Origin of the sequence: Pseudomonas sp. Root329 (assembly GCF_001424925.1) — a bacterium.
Classification (GTDB): domain Bacteria; phylum Pseudomonadota; class Gammaproteobacteria; order Pseudomonadales; family Pseudomonadaceae; genus Aquipseudomonas; species Aquipseudomonas arabinosi.
In genome coordinates this window covers 304062-321368 of sequence record NZ_LMCV01000012.1, presented here as the reverse complement: position 1 = coordinate 321368, position 17307 = coordinate 304062, and the positions used below count along the sequence as shown (strand labels likewise).

17 protein-coding genes are annotated in these 17307 nt (G+C 60.5%); 7 read left to right on the top strand and 10 right to left on the bottom strand.

Translation table 11 applies throughout. The annotated features are described in order from the left end of the window. Positions 1 to 185: 185 nt before the first annotated feature. The 5 genes from ASC74_RS12995 to ASC74_RS32375 form a co-directional block, all read right to left on the bottom strand. Positions 186 to 1124, bottom strand: a complete 939-nt coding sequence (locus tag ASC74_RS12995; protein WP_056741728.1) for a quinoprotein relay system zinc metallohydrolase 1 — start codon at positions 1122 to 1124, stop codon at positions 186 to 188. A gap of 16 nt (positions 1125 to 1140) precedes the next feature. Next, positions 1141 to 1902, bottom strand: a complete 762-nt coding sequence (locus ASC74_RS12990; protein WP_056741727.1) for a quinoprotein dehydrogenase-associated SoxYZ-like carrier — start codon at positions 1900 to 1902, stop codon at positions 1141 to 1143. Beyond that, positions 1902 to 2777, bottom strand: a complete 876-nt coding sequence (locus tag ASC74_RS12985; protein WP_056741726.1) for a substrate-binding periplasmic protein — start codon at positions 2775 to 2777, stop codon at positions 1902 to 1904. Before ASC74_RS12985 ends, ASC74_RS12990 begins: the two co-directional genes overlap by 1 nt. A gap of 3 nt (positions 2778 to 2780) precedes the next feature. After that, positions 2781 to 3242 (bottom strand): cytochrome c-550 PedF, encoded by a 462-nt coding sequence (pedF, locus tag ASC74_RS12980; protein WP_046048908.1) that lies wholly within the window; start codon positions 3240 to 3242, stop codon positions 2781 to 2783. 637 nt (positions 3243 to 3879) lie between these two features. Continuing rightward, the gene (locus ASC74_RS32375) at positions 3880 to 4002 is read right to left on the bottom strand and encodes a hypothetical protein (RefSeq protein ID WP_008149743.1); all 123 of its coding nucleotides are present in this window, start codon (positions 4000 to 4002) and stop codon (positions 3880 to 3882) included. Positions 4003 to 4160: 158 nt separating this feature from the next. Between ASC74_RS32375 and ASC74_RS12975 the strand changes: the two genes are divergently transcribed. From ASC74_RS12975 to ASC74_RS12950, 6 genes are all read left to right on the top strand, one after another. Next, on the top strand, positions 4161 to 5345 hold the full coding sequence (locus ASC74_RS12975) for an ABC transporter substrate-binding protein (protein WP_056741725.1): 1185 nt from the start codon (positions 4161 to 4163) through the stop codon (positions 5343 to 5345). Between the two features lie 45 nt (positions 5346 to 5390). Then, positions 5391 to 6365, top strand: a complete 975-nt coding sequence (locus ASC74_RS12970) for a YVTN family beta-propeller repeat protein (protein WP_056741724.1) — start codon at positions 5391 to 5393, stop codon at positions 6363 to 6365. Then, entirely contained in the window at positions 6362 to 7093 is a 732-nt protein-coding gene (locus ASC74_RS12965; RefSeq protein ID WP_056741723.1) for an ABC transporter ATP-binding protein, read from the top strand. The genes ASC74_RS12970 and ASC74_RS12965 overlap by 4 nt, the downstream gene beginning before the upstream one ends. After that, positions 7090 to 7881, top strand: a complete 792-nt coding sequence (locus ASC74_RS12960; RefSeq protein WP_056741722.1) for an ABC transporter permease — start codon at positions 7090 to 7092, stop codon at positions 7879 to 7881. The genes ASC74_RS12965 and ASC74_RS12960 overlap by 4 nt, the downstream gene beginning before the upstream one ends. Before the next feature lie 200 nt (positions 7882 to 8081). Continuing rightward, positions 8082 to 8639 (top strand): PQQ-dependent catabolism-associated CXXCW motif protein, encoded by a 558-nt coding sequence (locus ASC74_RS12955; RefSeq protein WP_056741721.1) that lies wholly within the window; start codon positions 8082 to 8084, stop codon positions 8637 to 8639. Positions 8640 to 8695: 56 nt separating this feature from the next. Further along, entirely contained in the window at positions 8696 to 9358 is a 663-nt protein-coding gene (locus ASC74_RS12950; RefSeq protein WP_008149733.1) for a response regulator transcription factor, read from the top strand. A gap of 113 nt (positions 9359 to 9471) precedes the next feature. On the opposite strand, the gene nahK is transcribed toward ASC74_RS12950, so the two are convergent. From nahK to ASC74_RS12930, 4 genes are all read right to left on the bottom strand, one after another. Next, complete coding sequence (gene nahK / locus ASC74_RS12945) at positions 9472 to 12066, bottom strand: hybrid sensor histidine kinase/response regulator NahK/ErcS' (protein ID WP_056741720.1); 2595 nt, start codon at positions 12064 to 12066, stop codon at positions 9472 to 9474. Then, on the bottom strand, positions 12035 to 13198 hold the full coding sequence (gene nosP, locus ASC74_RS12940) for a nitric oxide-sensing protein NosP (protein WP_056741719.1): 1164 nt from the start codon (positions 13196 to 13198) through the stop codon (positions 12035 to 12037). The genes nahK and nosP overlap by 32 nt, the downstream gene beginning before the upstream one ends. Before the next feature lie 155 nt (positions 13199 to 13353). After that, positions 13354 to 14538, bottom strand: a complete 1185-nt coding sequence (locus ASC74_RS12935; protein WP_056741718.1) for a porin — start codon at positions 14536 to 14538, stop codon at positions 13354 to 13356. Positions 14539 to 14747: 209 nt separating this feature from the next. Continuing rightward, complete coding sequence (locus ASC74_RS12930) at positions 14748 to 15554, bottom strand: sulfite exporter TauE/SafE family protein (RefSeq protein ID WP_056741717.1); 807 nt, start codon at positions 15552 to 15554, stop codon at positions 14748 to 14750. Positions 15555 to 15714: 160 nt separating this feature from the next. Here ASC74_RS12930 and ASC74_RS12925 point away from each other — a divergent pair, with 160 nt between their 5' ends. Continuing rightward, positions 15715 to 16578: an MBL fold metallo-hydrolase gene (locus tag ASC74_RS12925; protein WP_056741716.1), complete on the top strand. Its 864-nt coding sequence runs from the start codon at positions 15715 to 15717 to the stop codon at positions 16576 to 16578. Between the two features lie 154 nt (positions 16579 to 16732). Here the strand turns inward: ASC74_RS12925 and bkdR are convergent, their stop codons facing one another. After that, entirely contained in the window at positions 16733 to 17221 is a 489-nt protein-coding gene (gene bkdR, locus ASC74_RS12920) for a Bkd operon transcriptional regulator BkdR (RefSeq protein ID WP_033054503.1), read from the bottom strand. Positions 17222 to 17307: the final 86 nt, after the last annotated feature.

Genomic DNA, 17307 nt, shown 5'->3' with positions numbered 1-17307 from the left:
CGCAGTGCTGAGATTGCTAGTTCCTTAGTACCGGGTCGGAGGAGATGAGCGCCGGATATGTAGATCGACACAAGGCCCAATGTAGGAGCGGGCTTGCTCGCGAAGGCGGTGTGTCAGGCAACATCAATGGTGAATGTAAGGGCCTCTTCGCGAGCAAGCCCGCTCCCACATTGGATTTGTGTTGCTCACTTTTGCGCGGCGGAATCGACACGGGGCATTTGTGCGCGCTCATAGCGGGGGTACAGATGGCTGACGCTGCGGATCAACTCGTAACGGCTCAGAGTAATCCCCGCAAACCGTTCGGGAATGGGGCTGCGGATCATCTCGGCCATATCACTGCCATTGGCGGCGCCATCGCGCATCAACTGGTCGAGCCAGCTGAGGTAGTCGCGCATTTGCTCGAACGGCTGTTGATCGCTGGCCACAGGTCCATGGCCGGGGACGATCAGCGTCCACGGCAAGCCTTGTAAGGTGGCGATGTCCGCCAACCACACCGCCAGCCCCGGACTGTTGGGCGTGGTCAGCGCCCGTTGGTAAAACACCAGGTCCCCGGCAAACAGCACGCCGGTTTTCTGGTCGAGAATAGCCAGATCCGCGCCCGTGTGCCCACCCAGGCCCAGCAGACGTAGATCGTGATTCCCAAAACTTTGCACGCCGGGCGTCAGCGTGCGGGTCGGCAACACCACTTCGGTGCCGCGCATCCAGTCGCCCACCAGTCGATACATGTTCTCGGCCATGGCATCGCCCTGCTGATGCAGCAGCTCAGTAGTGCCGGCCAGCGCACCGATCGGCACGTCACTGAAAGCCTGGTTACCGAGCACATGATCAGGATGATGATGGGTCAGCAGCACCTCGATCACCGGTTTGTCGGTGATCGAGGCAATCGCCTTGCGCATCGCTTCGCCGTAGCGTTTCGACGGTCCGGTGTCGATCACCACCACACCCTGTTCGGTGACGATGAACGCGGTGTTGACGATGTTGCCTCCGTTGGCCTTGGCGAAATTATCGGTGCTGCCTTCCAGCAGCCAGGTGTCTTCTGCGATCTGCCGGGGCTTGAGTGTGTATTCAAGATCCGCCAAGGCCGGCAGGCTCAAACCGAGGAACAACAGCAGCATCCAGCGCATCACGCGCTCCTTTGGGTCAGGGTATGGCCGCATCGAATTGATTGCCGCTGTTGTCGCGCAGCATCAGGCGCGTCTGCCCTGCTCCTTCGATGTCGAAGGCCAGGTTGGGGTTTTCGCTGACGGCGGGAAACAACTCAAGACGGGCCAACAGCTGATCGTTCTGATCCCGCAGTTCGGCATGGTTGATGAAGAATTCCGGGATGCCGCTGACCATGCCGTTGTCCATCGGGTGCGCCACCTGCAAGCGCACGCGACTGAATTCGCCACGGGGATAACGACCGCCCAGCACTTCGCCGATATGCTCTTCCCAGCCCGGCTGAGTGCGCACCACACTCGGCGCCGTGCAACCGCCGCCCGCCGCATCGATCAGGGTCGAGCCGACATGCCACAACCCATCACGGGTCAGCACTGCCGCGCGCAACGGCGTGGCCTGTTCGATACGGATGCGAATCGACAGCCACGGCAGCACCCGGTCCAGCGGCTGAAAATCGACAATTTTCGGCAGCGGGTTGAGCTCAGCCCAGGCGAGAATTTTCACCACCTCGCCCTTGAACGCTCGCGCATCGATTTCCAGCGGCACCTGCCGGGCGTCTTCGGCGAAGGGCGGCGCCAACAGCTTGACCCGATCGTCGAACACGAACGGCGCATCGCCGAGCATTTGCTTGTGATAGAAGGCCCACATCACCGACGGCACCGGGTCTTTTCCCGGGTCGATGTCCACGGCGTGCGCGGCGATGGGTAACCAACAGGCCAACAGACAACCCGCTCGCCAGTTCACTATTGATACATCTCGGGCACGTCATAGCGCAGGCCGTAATGCCCATAAATGGTTTTGACCGAGCCATCACGGATCAAGGCTTCCAGCGCCTCTTCCACGGCATAGGCCAGTTGACGGTTGCTTTCGTGCACCGCCATGCCGATCTCCCACAGCTGCTTGCCCATGTTCGGGTAGGCGTTTTCCGCCAGCGCCACTTGCGGGTCCGCCGCTTCATGCACTTGCCAGTCGATCTCGCCGCGCATGGCCATGACCGCGTCGACTTCACCGGCCTTCATGGCAGCGAACGCTTGAGGCACACCGGGATAGTGATGCGTTTTGGCGGCGAGCATCCCGCTGAACACCGAGGTCAGGTAGAACGAGGGCACGCTGTCGACTTCGACGCCGATCGGGTGATGCTCGAACACGGCGACGCTACCGACTTTGTCCAGCCGGCGGCGGTCATAGGCAACCTGCCATTGTTCGTTCTGGTACGGCCCGAACATCACCACATGGCCGTTTTCCAGCTCACCCAGTTCATTGCGCTTCTGCGCGTAATCGCGGTCGTACGGCACGCGCATCATCAGGTCAGCCAGTTGCAGATCGTGCAACTGACTGGCACGCCAGATGTAATCGCGCAGGTCATCGTCGAGTTTCTCGCCGGCCGGCGCCCAAATCAAAGTGAGCCGCACGCCGAGGGCCTTGGCCAACGCTTCGGCGAGTTCGACATCAACGCCACGGGCCTGGCCGGCGTCTTCGAAACTGTAGGGGGCGAAGTCCTTGTAGACCGCCACTTTCAGTTCCCTGGCGGCGATCATTTCATCATAGGTACGGACCTGCGCCTGCGCTGCCTGGCAGCACAGCAACACAGCACTGATCAACACAGTGAGCAGGCGCATGGGTTACTCCTCGACGTGAACACTGTCCAGATAGGTGCGTACCGCCCACAAAGCTTCCTGGCTCAGGTAGTCGGCCATCTTCGGCATGTAGACCCGGCCGTCACGCACGGCGCCATGGCGCACGCGTTCGACGAACCACTCATCACCGGCATCAGCGACATCGAGCAGGCGCAAATCGGGGGCGATGCCGCCGGATTTGGCTTCCAGGCCATGGCAGGCTGCACAATTCTGGTTGTACGCCGAGGAGCCGATTTCCAGGGCCTTATCATGTTCCGGCGAAGTGCGGTAAGGGTTCACCGATGCCCAACCATCGGCATCGACCTTGACGCCTGCGTCCTTGATCGGGGTCAGGCCCGGGGTGGCGACAGCCTGGGGGACCACATTGCCGTGGGCCCAGACGGAACCTGCGCTGATAAAACCGGCCAGCAGTCCGGCAACGAGTAAGGCGTTGCGTTTTGTTTTCATTGTTATGCCCTCTTGATTGCACGCAAAACCTCTGTGAAGAGGCTATGGCACCCATCTTAGGAAGGGCTTCGCACAAGCCCCATGCTGCTTTGGTGGCCGCCGTCTAGTTCCTTGGTAGTAGGGCTTGTGGCGCACACCTGAATCAGGTGCCTGCGGGAATTCTTCCCGGCCAAAAGAAGCAGACAGATCAAAAGATCGCAGCCTTCGGCAGCTCCTACAGTTGATCGGTGTACACCCACTACTCAACAGGCCGAGCGTTAGCTCGCCTGCAGCTTTTGATGTTGACGCACCGCCCCCTCGAGAGGCCGAGCGCAGGTTCTGCGCAGTGGGCAACCCGGCATGGATGCCGGGTTAGCCGCCCCCGGCCATGGATGGCCGATGGCGGCGAGCCCACGGAGCAGGACCGGAGCGAGGGCATGCCGAGCCACAGCGAGGCACCGAACGAAAGGGGCAAGAGCCCTTGGTTACTTGGGGCTCTTCCAAGTGACTCGCTGTAAGAGCGAAACCAATAGCGGCCGCAACCAAAAAAACGGATATACACACAAAACCCAGCAACACATCCCACCAAGTCAGCTGATTGACGACAGTCGTGCCACTGCAACAACCCAGAGCTTGATCCGCCACAGCGCCGACACGCCTAGCGCCCCGGTGTCATGGGCAAGACCAGCAACGGTGCTGGACGCGGGCCGTGGAGCTTGTCGACGCCGATCAAGGTCAGGATCAGCAGCAACGGCAGAAGCAGCGCTTTGAGAATACGCATGATCGATCGCCTCCAATGTAATGGCCGTTATTGCCCATGCTAAAACCGCGCCGCCCCGGGCGAGTTACTACCTTGGTATTGGCTCATTGGTACTTTCTGCATATTTCCTTCTGCCTCACAGCGTTCCTATGCTGGCGCTACCTGTAATGGAGTGCCTTATGCGCCAGCTTGCCCCTTATGCCCTGATCTACCTGTTGGCGATTGCCTGCGCCGCCGGGCTGGCGACCCAGAGCCAGGCCGCCGACGCGCCGTTGCAGGTGCAGATCGGCTACCTGGGCTATCGCCCCGACCCGGGCCCGTTGCTGTCGAACGTCATTCCCGAGCCGGTCGATGCAGGGCTGCGTGGCGCCGAACTGGCAATCACCGACAGCAACAGCACCGGGCGCTTCCTCAACCAGAGTTACAGCCTGGTCAGCGCCAACGTCGACAATCCCGATGCCCTGGTCGAAGCGGCCAAGGCTCAACATGAACAAGGTCTGCGCCTGTTTGTCGTCAACGCACCGGCCGCCAGCCTGCGCCGGCTCAGCGCCGTGCTACCCGACAGCTTGTTGTTCAACGCCGGCAGCCCCGACGACAGCCTGCGCACCACCGACTGCCTGCCGAACGTGCTGCACAGCCTGCCGAGTCGGGCGATGCTCGCCGATGCGCTGGCGCAATTTCTGGTGGTGCGCAAATGGCAACGGGCGCTGCTGATCGTCGGCCCTACCCCGGACGATCAAGCCTATGCCGCCGCCCTGCGCCGCGCGGCCAAACGCTTCGGCCTGAAACTGGTCGCGGAAAAAGCCTGGAGTTTCGACAACGATCAGCGTCGCAGCGCCCAGGCTGACATGCCGCTGTTCACCCAGACCGCCGAGTACGACGTGGTGCTGGTGGCGGATGAACGCGGCGATTTCGGCGAATACGTGCCCTACCAGACCTGGTACCCACGGCCGGTTGCCGGCACTCAGGGGCTGACCCCGGTGGGTTGGCACAAAACCGTGGAAACCTACGGCGCCGCCCAGTTGCAGAAACGCTTCGAAGCCCTGACCGGACGCTGGATGAATGACCGCGATTTCGCCGCCTGGATCGCCGTGCGCAGCATCGCCAGTGCCGTGAGCAAACTGCGTCAGGTCGATGCGATGGCGATCCGTACGCTTGAAATCAGCGATCAATTGCCGCTGGACGGCTTCAAGGGTCGCAAGCTCAGTTATCGGCCGTGGAACGGCCAGTTGCGCCAACCCATTCCCATCGTGCAGCCCCGGGCGCTGGTCAGCACGTCACCGCAAGACGGCTTCCTGCACCCCTTCAACGAAATGGACAGCCTCGGTTACGACAAGCCTGAGGTCAGCTGCAGCTTTCCCTGATCCAACTTTCCATAAAAACCACAACAAAAAAAAAAGGAATCCGCCATGCGCCGCACCCTGCTCTGCCGCTCCCTGCTTTTCTGGGCCCTGCTGCTCGCCGCCGGGCAGGCCGCGGCCAGCACCGCCTGGGTCTCCAACGAAAAGGACAACAGCCTGAGCCTGATCGACCTGCAGACCCTGCAAGTCACCGACACCCTGCCCGTCGGCCAGCGCCCGCGCGGTCTGCTGCTGTCCCACGACAATAAGCTGCTGTACATCTGCGCCAGCGACTCGGACCGGGTCCAGGTGATGGACGTCGCCACGCGCAAGATCATCAAGGAGCTGCCCTCGGGCAAGGATCCTGAACAATTTGCCCTGCACCCGAATAATCGTTGGCTGTACGTTTCCAACGAAGACGATGCGCTGGTGACGGTGATCGACACCGAAACCTCCAAGGTGCTGAGCCAGATCAACGTCGGCGTCGAACCCGAGGGCATGGCCGTCAGCCCCGACGGCAAGTGGGCGGTGAACACCAGCGAAACCACCAACATGCTGCACTGGATCGACACCAGCACCCAGACCCTGGCCGACAGCACGCTGGTGGATCAACGACCGCGTTTCGTCGAGTTCACGCCGGATGGCTCGAAGCTCTGGGCCTCGGCGGAAATTGGCGGCACGGTGACCATTCTCGACGTCGCCACCCGCAAGATCCTCAAGACCCTGACCTTCCAGATCAAGGGCGTACACCCGGACAAAGTCCAACCGGTAGGGATCAAGCTCAGCGCTGACGGCAAGTACGGTTTCGTTGCGCTAGGCCCGGCCAATCATGTGGCGGTGATCGACGCCAAGACCTTCGAGATTCTTGATTATCTGCTGGTCGGGCGGCGTGTCTGGCAGATGTCGTTTACCCCGGATCAAAAACAATTGCTGGCCACCAACGGCGTCAGCGGCGACGTGTCGGTGATCGATATCGACAGCCTCAAGGTGACCAAGTCGATCAAGGTCGGGCGCTATCCGTGGGGCGTGGTGGTGACACCATGAACGCACTCGAAGTCAGCGAACTGAGTTTCGCTTATGGTGCGAAAGAGGCGTTACGCCAGGTGAGTTTCAGCCTGGCACCCGGCCGTTTCGCTGCGCTGCTGGGGCCAAACGGCGCGGGCAAATCGACGCTGATTGCCCTGCTCACTCGACTCTACGATGTGCAGCGCGGTGACATCCGCGTCGGTGGCTGTTCATTACGCAACGCGGCGCGTCCGGCGCTCAAGCAATTGGGTGTGGTGTTTCAGCAAAGCACGCTGGACCTGGACCTCAGCGTCGAGCAAAACCTGCGCTATCACGCTGCGCTGCATGGGATGTCCCGGCGTCAGACCGGTCTGCGGGTCGACGCCGAACTGGCCCGCCAAGCCTTGACCGAACGCCGTCGCGAGCGGGTCCGCGAACTCAATGGCGGCCACCGTCGCCGGGTGGAAATCGCCCGCGCGTTGCTGCACGAGCCGCGCCTGCTGCTGCTCGATGAGGCCAGTGTCGGCCTCGATCCGGCCAGTCGGCTGGCGCTCAATCAACACATTCGCAGTTTGTGCCTCGAGCAGAACATCAGTGTGCTCTGGACCACCCATTTGCTGGATGAAGTGCAACCGAGCGACGACTTGCTGATCCTTCATCAGGGCCGGTTGGTCGCCAGCGGACAAGCCGACGCCCTGAGCCTGGAACACGGTGGTGACCTGGGTTCGGCCTTCACTCGACTGACGACTTCAGGAGCCGCCCAATGAATGCCTACTGGCAATGTTTCAGCGGCATCGTGCTGCGCGAATGGCTGCGCTTTGTGTTGCAACGCACGCGGTTTCTCAGTGCGCTGGTGCGTCCGTTGTTGTGGCTGCTGGTGTTCGCTGCCGGTTTTCGTGCGGCACTCGGGATCGCGATCATCGAGCCCTATGACACCTACATTCCGTATGAGGTGTACATCATCCCCGGGCTGGCCTGCATGATCCTGCTGTTCAACGGCATGCAAGGTTCGCTGTCGATGGTCTACGACCGGGAAATGGGCAGTATGCGCGTGCTGCTGACCAGCCCCCTGCCCCGGACTTTCCTGCTGTGCAGCAAGCTGTTGGCCACCTCGCTGATCTCGCTGTTGCAGGTCTATGCCTTTCTGGCGATTGCCTGGGTGTATGGCGTGCAACCACCGGCGATGGGGCTGTTGATCGCCTTGCCGGCGTTGCTGCTGGTGGCGTTGATGCTCAGCGCGTTGGGCTTGTTGCTGTCGAACGCGATCCGTCAGCTGGAGAACTTTGCCGGGGTGATGAATTTCGTGATCTTCCCGCTGTTTTTCCTGTCATCGGCGCTGTATCCGCTGTGGAAGATGCGCGAGTCCAGCGAGTGGTTGTACTGGTTGTGCGCATTGAACCCGTTCACCCATGCGGTGGAACTGGTGCGGTTTGCCTTGTATGAACGCTTCAATCCGTTGGCACTGGCGGTGTGCGTCGGGCTGACGCTGTTATTCGCGCTGCTCGCCGTGTTCACCTTCAACCCGCAACACGCGGCCCTGCGCAAAACCAACTAACAACACAGTCAAGGCGGTGTATCAGCCAACGTAAATGTTGAATGCGAAGCCGCCTTCGCGAGCAAGCCCGCTCCCACAGTTGATCTCCATTGAACAGGGTGAAATTACTACTTTAGTACTGGTTTTCCTGTCTATCGTCGCATTCCAATCGCACCGAGACTGGCATGTAATAGGTTCATAACTATAAGGATTGAACCCCCATGCCGCGTGCCCGACGTCGTCTGCTACGCCCTTCTCTCGCCGCGCTATCGCTGAGCCTGTTGCTGGGCGTCGCGCAGGCCGAAACACCGCTGTTCTCCGCTGACGGCTATCGCATCGGTCTGTACCGCAGCCCGACCCCGAATCAAGTCCAGGGCGCCGGCATCATCGATACCGCCGCCCTGCAAACCCTGCTGACCCAGACGCCGCGTCCAGTGCTGATCGACGTCTACCGCCGCCAGTGGTTGCAAGGACGTTTCATCGAGGACCAGCCCCACGAAAACCTCCCCGGCAGCCATTGGCTGGCCAATACCGGCGACGGTGACCTGACGCCCGACTGGCAGGACTATTTTGCGCGTAAGCTGAACACATTGACCGCAGGCGATCTCACGCAACCGCTGGTCTTCTACTGCCGCTCCGATTGCTGGCTGAGCTGGAACGCCGTGAAGCGCGCCGCCGCCATAGGCTATAAGACTCTGTATTGGTATCGCGACGGCCTGGACGCCTGGCAGGCCGCCAACCTGCCCGTATCGCCGGCCCAGCCCGAGCCCTTCCCCTGACCGTTACGCGTGCGAGTTGTTGCCACACCCTAATCAAAATAATGAGGTGAAAGGCTATGTACAAAATTCTGATTGCCGACGATCACCCGCTGTTTCGCGAAGCCATTCATAACGTCATCAGCGATGGTTTTCCGGGCAGCGAGGTGATGGAAACCGCCGACCTGGACAGCGCCCTGGTGCTGACGCAGGAACACGACGACCTGGACCTGATCCTGCTCGACCTGAACATGCCCGGCATGCACGGCCTCAATGGCCTGATCAACCTGCGCAACGAGGCGCCGACCATTCCGGTGGTGATCGTCTCGGCCGAACAGGACAAACAGGTCGTGTTGCAAGCCATCACTTACGGCGCGGTGGGTTTCATCACCAAATCCTCGCCACGGGTGCAAATGACCGAGGCCATCCAGCAGATCCTCAACGGCAATGTCTACTTGCCGCCGGACATCATCCGCACGCAAAAATGCGGTACAAGGCGCATGAACGATGCCCCGAGCTTCCCGCCGGAACTCCTCCAGGCCTTGACCCGCAAACAGTTGCTGGTGCTCGAACGCATGACCAAGGGCGAGTCGAATAAACAGATCGCCTACACCCTGGAAATCGCTGAAACCACGGTTAAGGCTCACGTCTCGGCGATCCTGCGCAAACTCAATGTGCACAACCGGGTGCAGGCGATTTTGAGTGCCGGCGACATAGATTTCGGATCGTATTTACGGCGTTGAGACCGAGTCGCCCCATTCGCGAGCAAGCCCGCTCCCACAATTGACCGAGTTCACTCAGATCCAATGTGGGAGCGGGCTTGCTCGCGAAGGGGCCAGCACAGACACCAGAAGATTCAAGGCCTGCCGAGCAAATGACTCATCGCGGTCTTGAGTTTCATCGGCCGCACCGGTTTGTGCATCAGGGTGTGGCCCAGTTCGCGGATCTGCTGTTTGAGTTCATTGCTGTAGTTGGCGGTAATCATCATCGCCGGAATCGCCGAGCCGCGTCGGGCGTTGATTCGGGCCACGGCATCGACACCGTTCTGATCGTCGTCCAAGTGATAGTCGGCAATCAGCAAATCGGCTTCTTCGTGATAGTTGTCCACTTGCCGCGCCAGGTCCTGCTCCGACAGTGCCGTGACCACCAGACACCCCCACCCTTCGAGCAACGTGCGCATGCCGGCGCAAATGGCCGCGTCGTTATCCAGCACCCACACCCGCGCTCCACGCAGACGTTCAAGCATTGGTTCACTCATCAGCAGACTCGGCAGCGCCTTGGGTGCGGTGGCGCTGAGCGGCACTTCGACCGAGAACATCGAGCCCTTGCCCGGCCACGAACGCACGTGAATGCGGTGGCCGAGAATTCCGGCGATTTTTTCCACGATCGCCAAGCCCAGACCTAACCCGCGATCCTGATCTGGACGCTGCACGTCACCGCGTTTGAACTCCTGAAAAATCTCCTCGAGGCGGTTTTCGGCAATGCCCATGCCGCTGTCCCAGACCTCGATCGACAGGCGCTGGTGATGACGCCGGCAACCGAGCACCACCCGACCGCTGTAGGTGTAGCGAATGGCATTGCTCAACAGATTTCGCAGGATCCGCGCCAGCAACTGAATGTCGCTTCGCACCAATGCGGAACACGGGATGAAATGCAGTTCCAGGCCTTCGCTGCGAGCCACCTGGGTGTACTCGGCCGCAAGGTTCTCCAGCAATTCGCTCAGGGCGAACGGCGCAATGTCGGCCTTGATCACCCCGGCATCCAGTTTGGAGATATCGACCAACGTACCTAGCAGGTTCTCCACGTCTTCCAGGGAGTTGCTGACATTACGCACCAAAATCGCATTGGCCACCGGCTCCCGCCGTTCGAGCAACGCGCTGGTAAACAGCCGCGCGGCGTTGAGCGGTTGCAGCAGGTCGTGACTGACGGCGGCGAGAAACTTGGTCTTCGACAGGTTGGCCTGTTCGGCTTCGAGTTTGGCTTCACGCAGGCGAGATTCCGCCCGCCGACGTTCATCGATCTCGCGCAACAACTGGTCATTGAGCGTGGTCAGTTCCGCCGTGCGTTCGCGCACCCGCAACTCAAGATTCTGATAGGCCTGGTGCAGCGCTTCAGCGGTGCGACGGCGTTCGGTGATGTCGCGGATCAACACAAAAATCCCCACCACTTCCCCGGTGGCCAGGCGATTGGGTACGTAGGAGCGCAGCATGTAGCGCTCCTGGTTGTTGATATTGGTTTCGGCGAACTCGAACGTCACGCTCTCACCGGCCAGGGCCCGGGCCACGTAGGCTTCCAGGCGTTGGTAATGCTGCTCGCTGTGGACTTCGCGCAGGCTCTGCCCGAGCATCACGCCCCGAGGCCAGCAGTACCATTCTTCATACACCTTGTTGGTGAACTCGTAGACCAGATCAGCATTCAGGTAGGCAATCAGCGCCGGCACATGGTCGGTGATCAGGCGAATCCAGCGCTCGCTTTCGCTCAGCGCTTCGGCGTGCTGGTAGCGTTCGGTGATATCGGTGAAGGTGTTGACGAAACCGCCGGTGGGCAACGGATGGGTGCGGATTTCCAGCACTCGGCCATCGTAGAGACGCTGCTCGCATTCCTGCACGTGCCGCCCGTTTAAATCCCGACTGGCCGGGGTCAGCAGGTTCAACTCGCTGTCGCCGATCACTTCGGCAAACGGACGATGAGCCGCCACCGGGGCCAGGCCGCTGAGTTCGAGGAAACGCCGGTTCCACAACTCCAGAATGCCCTCGGCGTTGACCATGGCCACGCCTTGGGAGAGGTTGTCGACCGCTCGTTGCAACAAATGGGATTTTTGCGCCACCGCCTGCTCGCGGCGCACGGTTTCGCTGAGTTTGACGTCGGTAATGTCGGTGAACAGGATCACCCGCCCGCCTTCTTGGGTAGGTCGTTCGCTGACTTGCAACCAGCGACCGTCCTGCAGACGATAGAGCAGATTTTCGTCGGCATGCCCACGCGGTTCTTCAGTGAACAGCCCGGTGGCGGACATCAACCGCTTGACCTCGGCCAGGCGCATGCCGGCGTTGATCCGCACCCGGCTGTTGCCCCAGAACGCCTTGAAACGGCTGTTGAACAGCACGATTCGCTGGTCCGCATCGAACAGCACGAACGCATCGGAAATGCTCTCGATCGCATCGATCAAATGCTGATGCGCGGTTTCCGCCCGCAGGCGTGCCTCGCTGAGCAAATGATTGCCCGACTTGAGTTCGGCCATGGCCTGATTCAACGCGTCGGTGCGCTCACGCACCTGCTCGGCCAGCACCACCGAATGCTGGAACGCCGCGTAGGGGTCATTGCCGCGGGTGATGCCAGACTCGATCCGCTCGATCAGCGCGCCATTGATGCGGTGCAGTTTGTGGTTGTCGCGCTGCAGGCTGGCGATCTGCGCCTGAAGCTCAACGGTGTCCAGGGGACCGGCCTCGGGCAATGGCAACCCCGGTGAAGGTCTGGTTGATGTGCATGCCATTGAACTGTTCTCCGTAGGTGTTAAAACCCATCACCCGCTGGTCACGCAAAAACGTTCCGATCTGCTCCAGACTGCCGCCGTCTTCGAGTTCCAGACGCCTGAGAAAGCAGTCGCAGCCGATGGTCAGCAACAGATCGCCGAGGCGCTCCTGCAAGCCTTCGAACAGGGTTTGCAGGTTCGGCAGCATCGGGCCTGGCGTCATGACCGTGAGAACGATGCCGTTTTCCACCGCGCAGTAGAAACTCAGGCTCAGGTCCGGGTGAACCTGCTGGATCGCCCGCACGTAATACTGATCGTTGATCCGCACCGCCAAGGGGTGCGCGGCGAAGATCCGATGATCGAGCTCCGCCACCGATACGCCGATGTGTCGGGCGTACTCCTCGGCGGCCGGCTCGGCATTCAGTTCAAAGACCCGGCGCGAGGCGCTGTCGGCCCCGGTGACCACCAGTTTTTCCGCCCTCGGCAAGATGTGGTGAGTGGTGAACACCTCGAAATCCAACCAGGTATTGACCAGCACCACCACCGCCGCGCCGCTGTGAAACTCGCCATTAAAATAGACGTGGGTGTGGGTCAGGTAATTGTCATCGCCGGCCGAACCGCCGAAATGTGGAATGTCGCCCAACGCCGCACTCAGGGCGGCGAGGACCATTTCTTCACGACTGGACAAGCCATCGAGCAAGGTCAACGCAAAGCTGTTGCCCTTGATCGGCGCGAGGGTGTTGCTGCGACAGCCACCGACCAGTCGCTCGACCATTTGCTGGGCGTCGATCAGGCTGAAGCGCTCCATCTCGGAGATCAGTTCGGCGTCGATGGAAAAATGGCGATGGTCGAAGCCCACTGCGGTCACGCAGTTGCGACCGTAGCCCAAGGGCGTGATTTCCCCGGCGCTGGTGCAACCCACCAGGCGAATGCCGCCGAAGCTTTGTTGCAAGGCCTGGCCCAGCGCCTGCAAGTCGTACTCGGCGGAACAGAAGAACAGCACGAAGCCCAAGTGCGGGTGCAACAGTTGTCGTGCCAGCTCCTGGGCCACCTGTTGGGCATCGGTGGCCTGGGACATTGCACTGACCACACCTTCACTCTGGACCTGCTGCATCGTCGCCTCCCGCAGGTGCGCATGTATGAGGCTCGAGTGTACGAAGCCTGTGAGCTGCTACGTATGCTACTTGGGTAGCGGGTAGCCGCTTCGATGGGATGAGAACGGTGTCGACCCTCGCCGCGATGCGCGCAGCGAAGGTCGCCACCAAAGGCTTACCAGGTCAGCACCGCCCCCACCGCAAAGGTGTCGGTGTCTTCGTCCTGGGCATTGGTGTCGTGGCCGTTGATTGCGAACTGGTTGTACTCGGCCACCAGCTTGAGGTTGTCGTTGACGTCATGGAACAGCGCGATGCCGCGCGTTTCGTAGTCCGCGCCGCTGCCGACCACGCCATTGCCGTCGTCGTTGGTCTTGCCGTAAGACAAGGCCAACCGGTTCTTGCCCAGTTTGTAGGAGCCCTGCAACAGGTAACCGTCGCTGTCGACGTTACGCAGGGTCGGTTCGCCGGCGTTGTTGGTGAAGAACGGGTTGATGCCCTTGGCCTGGAAGCCGGAACCGGTGAGGGACAAGCCGCCCATTTTTGCCTGCACGCCATAGCCGACGCCTTTGGAGGTGACGGACTGGACGGTGGAATCGGTGTTGTCCGACGTCTGGTAGCTGCCGTTGACCCAGCTGTAGATCTTCGCCCCGGCGAGGTCGAACTGATAGGTGATCTCGCTTTCGGTACGCGGGTTTTCTTGGTAAGCCTTGCCTGTCGGGCTGCTGTCGTTGGTGTCCACCGGGTCCATGATCCCCACGGCCACCCGCAAACCCTCCATCACCGGCGTGCGGTAGGTAATCTGCGACGTCGGGAACGGGTACGGATAACCCGTGCCGATGTTGCCGAACGACACCCCGCCACCGTCCACCAGGCCCAGGGAATCGCTGACCTGACCGTAACCGGCGAGCATTTCATCCAGCAGGATGTTGGAACGGGCGAACAGGCCGAAGTCCTTGCCGATCAGCACTTCGCCCCACTCCGGGTTGGCCACCGTGCCGTAGAACTGCCGCACATCGATAGCGGTGTCGGTGCCGTTGGTTTCGCTGTCGTTGATGGTCACCCAGAAGGAAGACCGTGCGCCAAGCTTGAGGTCGTCGATCTGCTTGCTCATGTTGAAGCCCAGATAGTTGGGCAGAAAACCCATCTTCACACGCGCCTGCCGCCGGTCGAACTGGTCGCCGGCACGGTCCACTTTGCTGTTCACATAGAAGGCGTTGATGTAGCCGTCGGTGGAAAACGTGGTCTGGTCCTTGTCGTACAGCACGATCTCGGCTTGGGCCATCGAGCTCAATCCGAGGGTCGACAGGCTGGCGATGAAGGCAGGCAAGAAACGATGCTTGATGTTCTTATTGTTGTGCATGACGCGCTCCGCAGCGGGGGACTGGATGTCGGAGGCGATTATCGAAAGCTGACCGGCGGCGTCATACGCTGCCTTGGAGGCGGTTATGAAGTGCTTTGGAGTGGCAGGTGATGCGCGGCAAGTTCGGTGTAAGACCGTCCGTCGACGAGGCCCGGAACTTAGGGTGTACGCCTGTGGAGCGGACTGGCATCCACAGGAACCGGTACTTGCTAGACGCCCGCTCTAAACAGCATGTAAGCGGCGACCACGACACAGATGCTGGCGAAGCCGATCTGCAATCCCCGGGCCGGTACTCGCGCGCAAAGTCTTCGACCAATGATCATGCCGACGATGCTCGCGACGATAAACGCCACGCCCAAACCGTCGATTCGCACCCCGGCCTGAAACGCGCCGATCACGCCGATGGCGGAAATCAGGCTGATCACCATCAAGGACGTGGCGACGATTCCGCGCATCTGCACATCGGTCAGCTGCTTGAACGCCGGAACAATCAGGAAGCCGCCACCCACCCCGAGCAGCCCAGAGACCACCCCGGTCACCGCGCCCAGTGCCGCGAGGGTCGCGGTGCACTTGGCGGTCCAGGAGAAACGCCCGGTCTGCTGATCGAGCATGCAGTTCTTCTGGCCCCAGTTGGCGTGGCCGTGGTCGCTTGGACCTTCGTCCTGGCGCTCACGACGCAGCATCCGCCAGGCCACCATGACCATCAGCAGGCTGAACAGGATCATCAGCATTTTTTCCGGCAACTGATGGGCGAAGTAGATGCCGACCGGCGAAAAAATCGCCCCCAACAGGGCGATCAGCAACGCTGCGCGGTAGCGCACCAGGCCATGGCGCAACCCGTCAATGGCGCCGACAGCCGCCGCACTGCCCACCGCAAAAAGTGCGACCGGTGCAGCCTGGGTCATGGTCAAACCCAGCCCCAGCACCAAGGCCGGCACCGCAAGAATGCCGCCACCGGCGCCGGTCAAACCCAGTACCAACCCCATCACCACGCCAAAGAAACTTGCCAGCAACATAAAACACTCGTGATCTGCAAAAAAAGCCGGGAGCGCCCGGTATCGATGACTGACAGGATAGAGCCCGCACAGTTTTTTTCATTAATTGAATTGATGCGGGCTGGTCAGCGCAGGGAAAATGAAACTACCCTCAAGGCTTAACCAGAAAGAAACGGCCACCATGTCCGCCTTGATTGAAGCTTTTTTAGACCCTGCCTCATCGACCTACAGCTACGTGATCTACGAGCACGATGGCGGGCACTGCGCCATCGTCGACCCGGTGCTCGACTACGACCCCGCCGCCGGGCGAACCGGCACCACCCAGGCCGACAAAATCGTCGCTTTCGTTCGCCAACATCAATTGCAAGTGCAATGGCTGCTGGAAACCCACGCCCATGCCGATCACCTGTCCGCCGCGCCTTATCTGCGTCGTGAACTGGGTGGGAAGATTGCTATCGGCGAATCCATCAGCAAGGTTCAGGGCGTGTTCAAGACCCTGTTCAATCTTGAACCGGAATTCTGTATCGATGGTTCGCAGTTCGATCATCTGTTCGCGCCGGATGAATCGTTCAGGATCGGCAATCTGAAAGCCACGGCGCTGCATGTGCCCGGCCACACGCCAGCGGACATGGCTTATCTGATCGACAGCGATGTGATTCTGGTGGGCGATACGCTGTTCATGCCGGATGTGGGCACCGCGCGCTGCGACTTTCCCGGCGGCAACGCCAACCAGATGTTTGCTTCGATTCGCAAACTGCTGGCCTTCCCTGCCGGCGTTCGACTTTATGTCTGTCACGATTACCCGCCTGCGGGCCGTGAACCTCAGTGCATGAGCACGGTGGGCGAGCAGCGCAAAAGCAATATTCATATCCATGACGGAATCGACGAAGCCGCGTTCGTCGCCATGCGCACCGGGCGCGATGCGGGGTTGGGCATGCCGACGCTATTGCTGCCGGCGATTCAGGTGAATGTACGGGCGGGGAATTTGCCGCCGGCCGAGGGCAACGGCATGACCTACCTCAAAATCCCGATCAACAGACTCTGAGTTTCCCCTCGTAGCAGCTGTCGAGCACCGCGAGGCTGCGTTCGGTTTGGGCCGCATTCGGACGAAGCAGTCGTAGAACCTGTAATCGCGTTCTTTCTGACAGACCGCAGACGCAGCCTCGCGGTGCTCGACAGCTGCTACAGGGGATTTGCGTTTAGTTGTTGAGGGTCAAGCCATTGGCCGGCAATGGCAGCGCGGTTTTATAGCGCACCTGCTTGAGTGCAAAGCTCGAACGGATGTTGGCAACGCCGGGGACTTTGGTGAGGAAGTCCATCATGAAACGCTCCAGCGACTGAATAGTCGGCACCAGTACGCGAATCAAATAGTCCGGGTCGCCGGCCATCAAATAGCACTCCATCACTTCCGGGCGATCCGAGATCGCCTCCTCGAAATGCTGCAACGCCTCCTCCACCTGTTTTTCCAGGCTGACGTGAATGAACACGTTGACGTGCAGCCCGAGCAGTTCGGCATCCAGCAGGGTCACTTGCTCGCGAATCAGGCCCAATTCTTCCATCGCCTTGACCCGGTTGAAGCACGGGGTTGGCGACAGGTTGACCGAGCGTGCGAGGTCGGCGTTGGTGATGCGCGCGTTCTCCTGAAGGCTGTTCAAAATGCCGATATCGGTACGGTCCAGTTTGCGCATGAGACAAAACCACCTGTTTTTTATGTTTATGCAGATTTTTTATCCTCAAATGATCGCCAACGCAACGAAACAGAGAGAAATATTCT

Coding starts and splice junctions, on each gene's coding strand:
- ASC74_RS12950 (WP_008149733.1), top strand. CDS start 8,696: ATGTACAAAATTCTGATTGCCGACGATCACCCGCTGTTTCGCGAAGCC.
- nosP (WP_056741719.1), bottom strand. CDS start 13,198: ATGCAGCAGGTCCAGAGTGAAGGTGTGGTCAGTGCAATGTCCCAGGCC.
- ASC74_RS12930 (WP_056741717.1), bottom strand. CDS start 15,554: ATGTTGCTGGCAAGTTTCTTTGGCGTGGTGATGGGGTTGGTACTGGGT.
- ASC74_RS32375 (WP_008149743.1), bottom strand. CDS start 4,002: ATGCGTATTCTCAAAGCGCTGCTTCTGCCGTTGCTGCTGATCCTGACC.
- ASC74_RS12985 (WP_056741726.1), bottom strand. CDS start 2,777: ATGCGCCTGCTCACTGTGTTGATCAGTGCTGTGTTGCTGTGCTGCCAG.
- bkdR (WP_033054503.1), bottom strand. CDS start 17,221: ATGCGCAAACTGGACCGTACCGATATCGGCATTTTGAACAGCCTTCAG.
- ASC74_RS12925 (WP_056741716.1), top strand. CDS start 15,715: ATGTCCGCCTTGATTGAAGCTTTTTTAGACCCTGCCTCATCGACCTAC.
- ASC74_RS12955 (WP_056741721.1), top strand. CDS start 8,082: ATGCCGCGTGCCCGACGTCGTCTGCTACGCCCTTCTCTCGCCGCGCTA.
- ASC74_RS12970 (WP_056741724.1), top strand. CDS start 5,391: ATGCGCCGCACCCTGCTCTGCCGCTCCCTGCTTTTCTGGGCCCTGCTG.
- ASC74_RS12975 (WP_056741725.1), top strand. CDS start 4,161: ATGCGCCAGCTTGCCCCTTATGCCCTGATCTACCTGTTGGCGATTGCC.
- ASC74_RS12965 (WP_056741723.1), top strand. CDS start 6,362: ATGAACGCACTCGAAGTCAGCGAACTGAGTTTCGCTTATGGTGCGAAA.
- ASC74_RS12960 (WP_056741722.1), top strand. CDS start 7,090: ATGAATGCCTACTGGCAATGTTTCAGCGGCATCGTGCTGCGCGAATGG.
- ASC74_RS12995 (WP_056741728.1), bottom strand. CDS start 1,124: ATGCGCTGGATGCTGCTGTTGTTCCTCGGTTTGAGCCTGCCGGCCTTG.
- pedF (WP_046048908.1), bottom strand. CDS start 3,242: ATGAAAACAAAACGCAACGCCTTACTCGTTGCCGGACTGCTGGCCGGT.
- ASC74_RS12935 (WP_056741718.1), bottom strand. CDS start 14,538: ATGCACAACAATAAGAACATCAAGCATCGTTTCTTGCCTGCCTTCATC.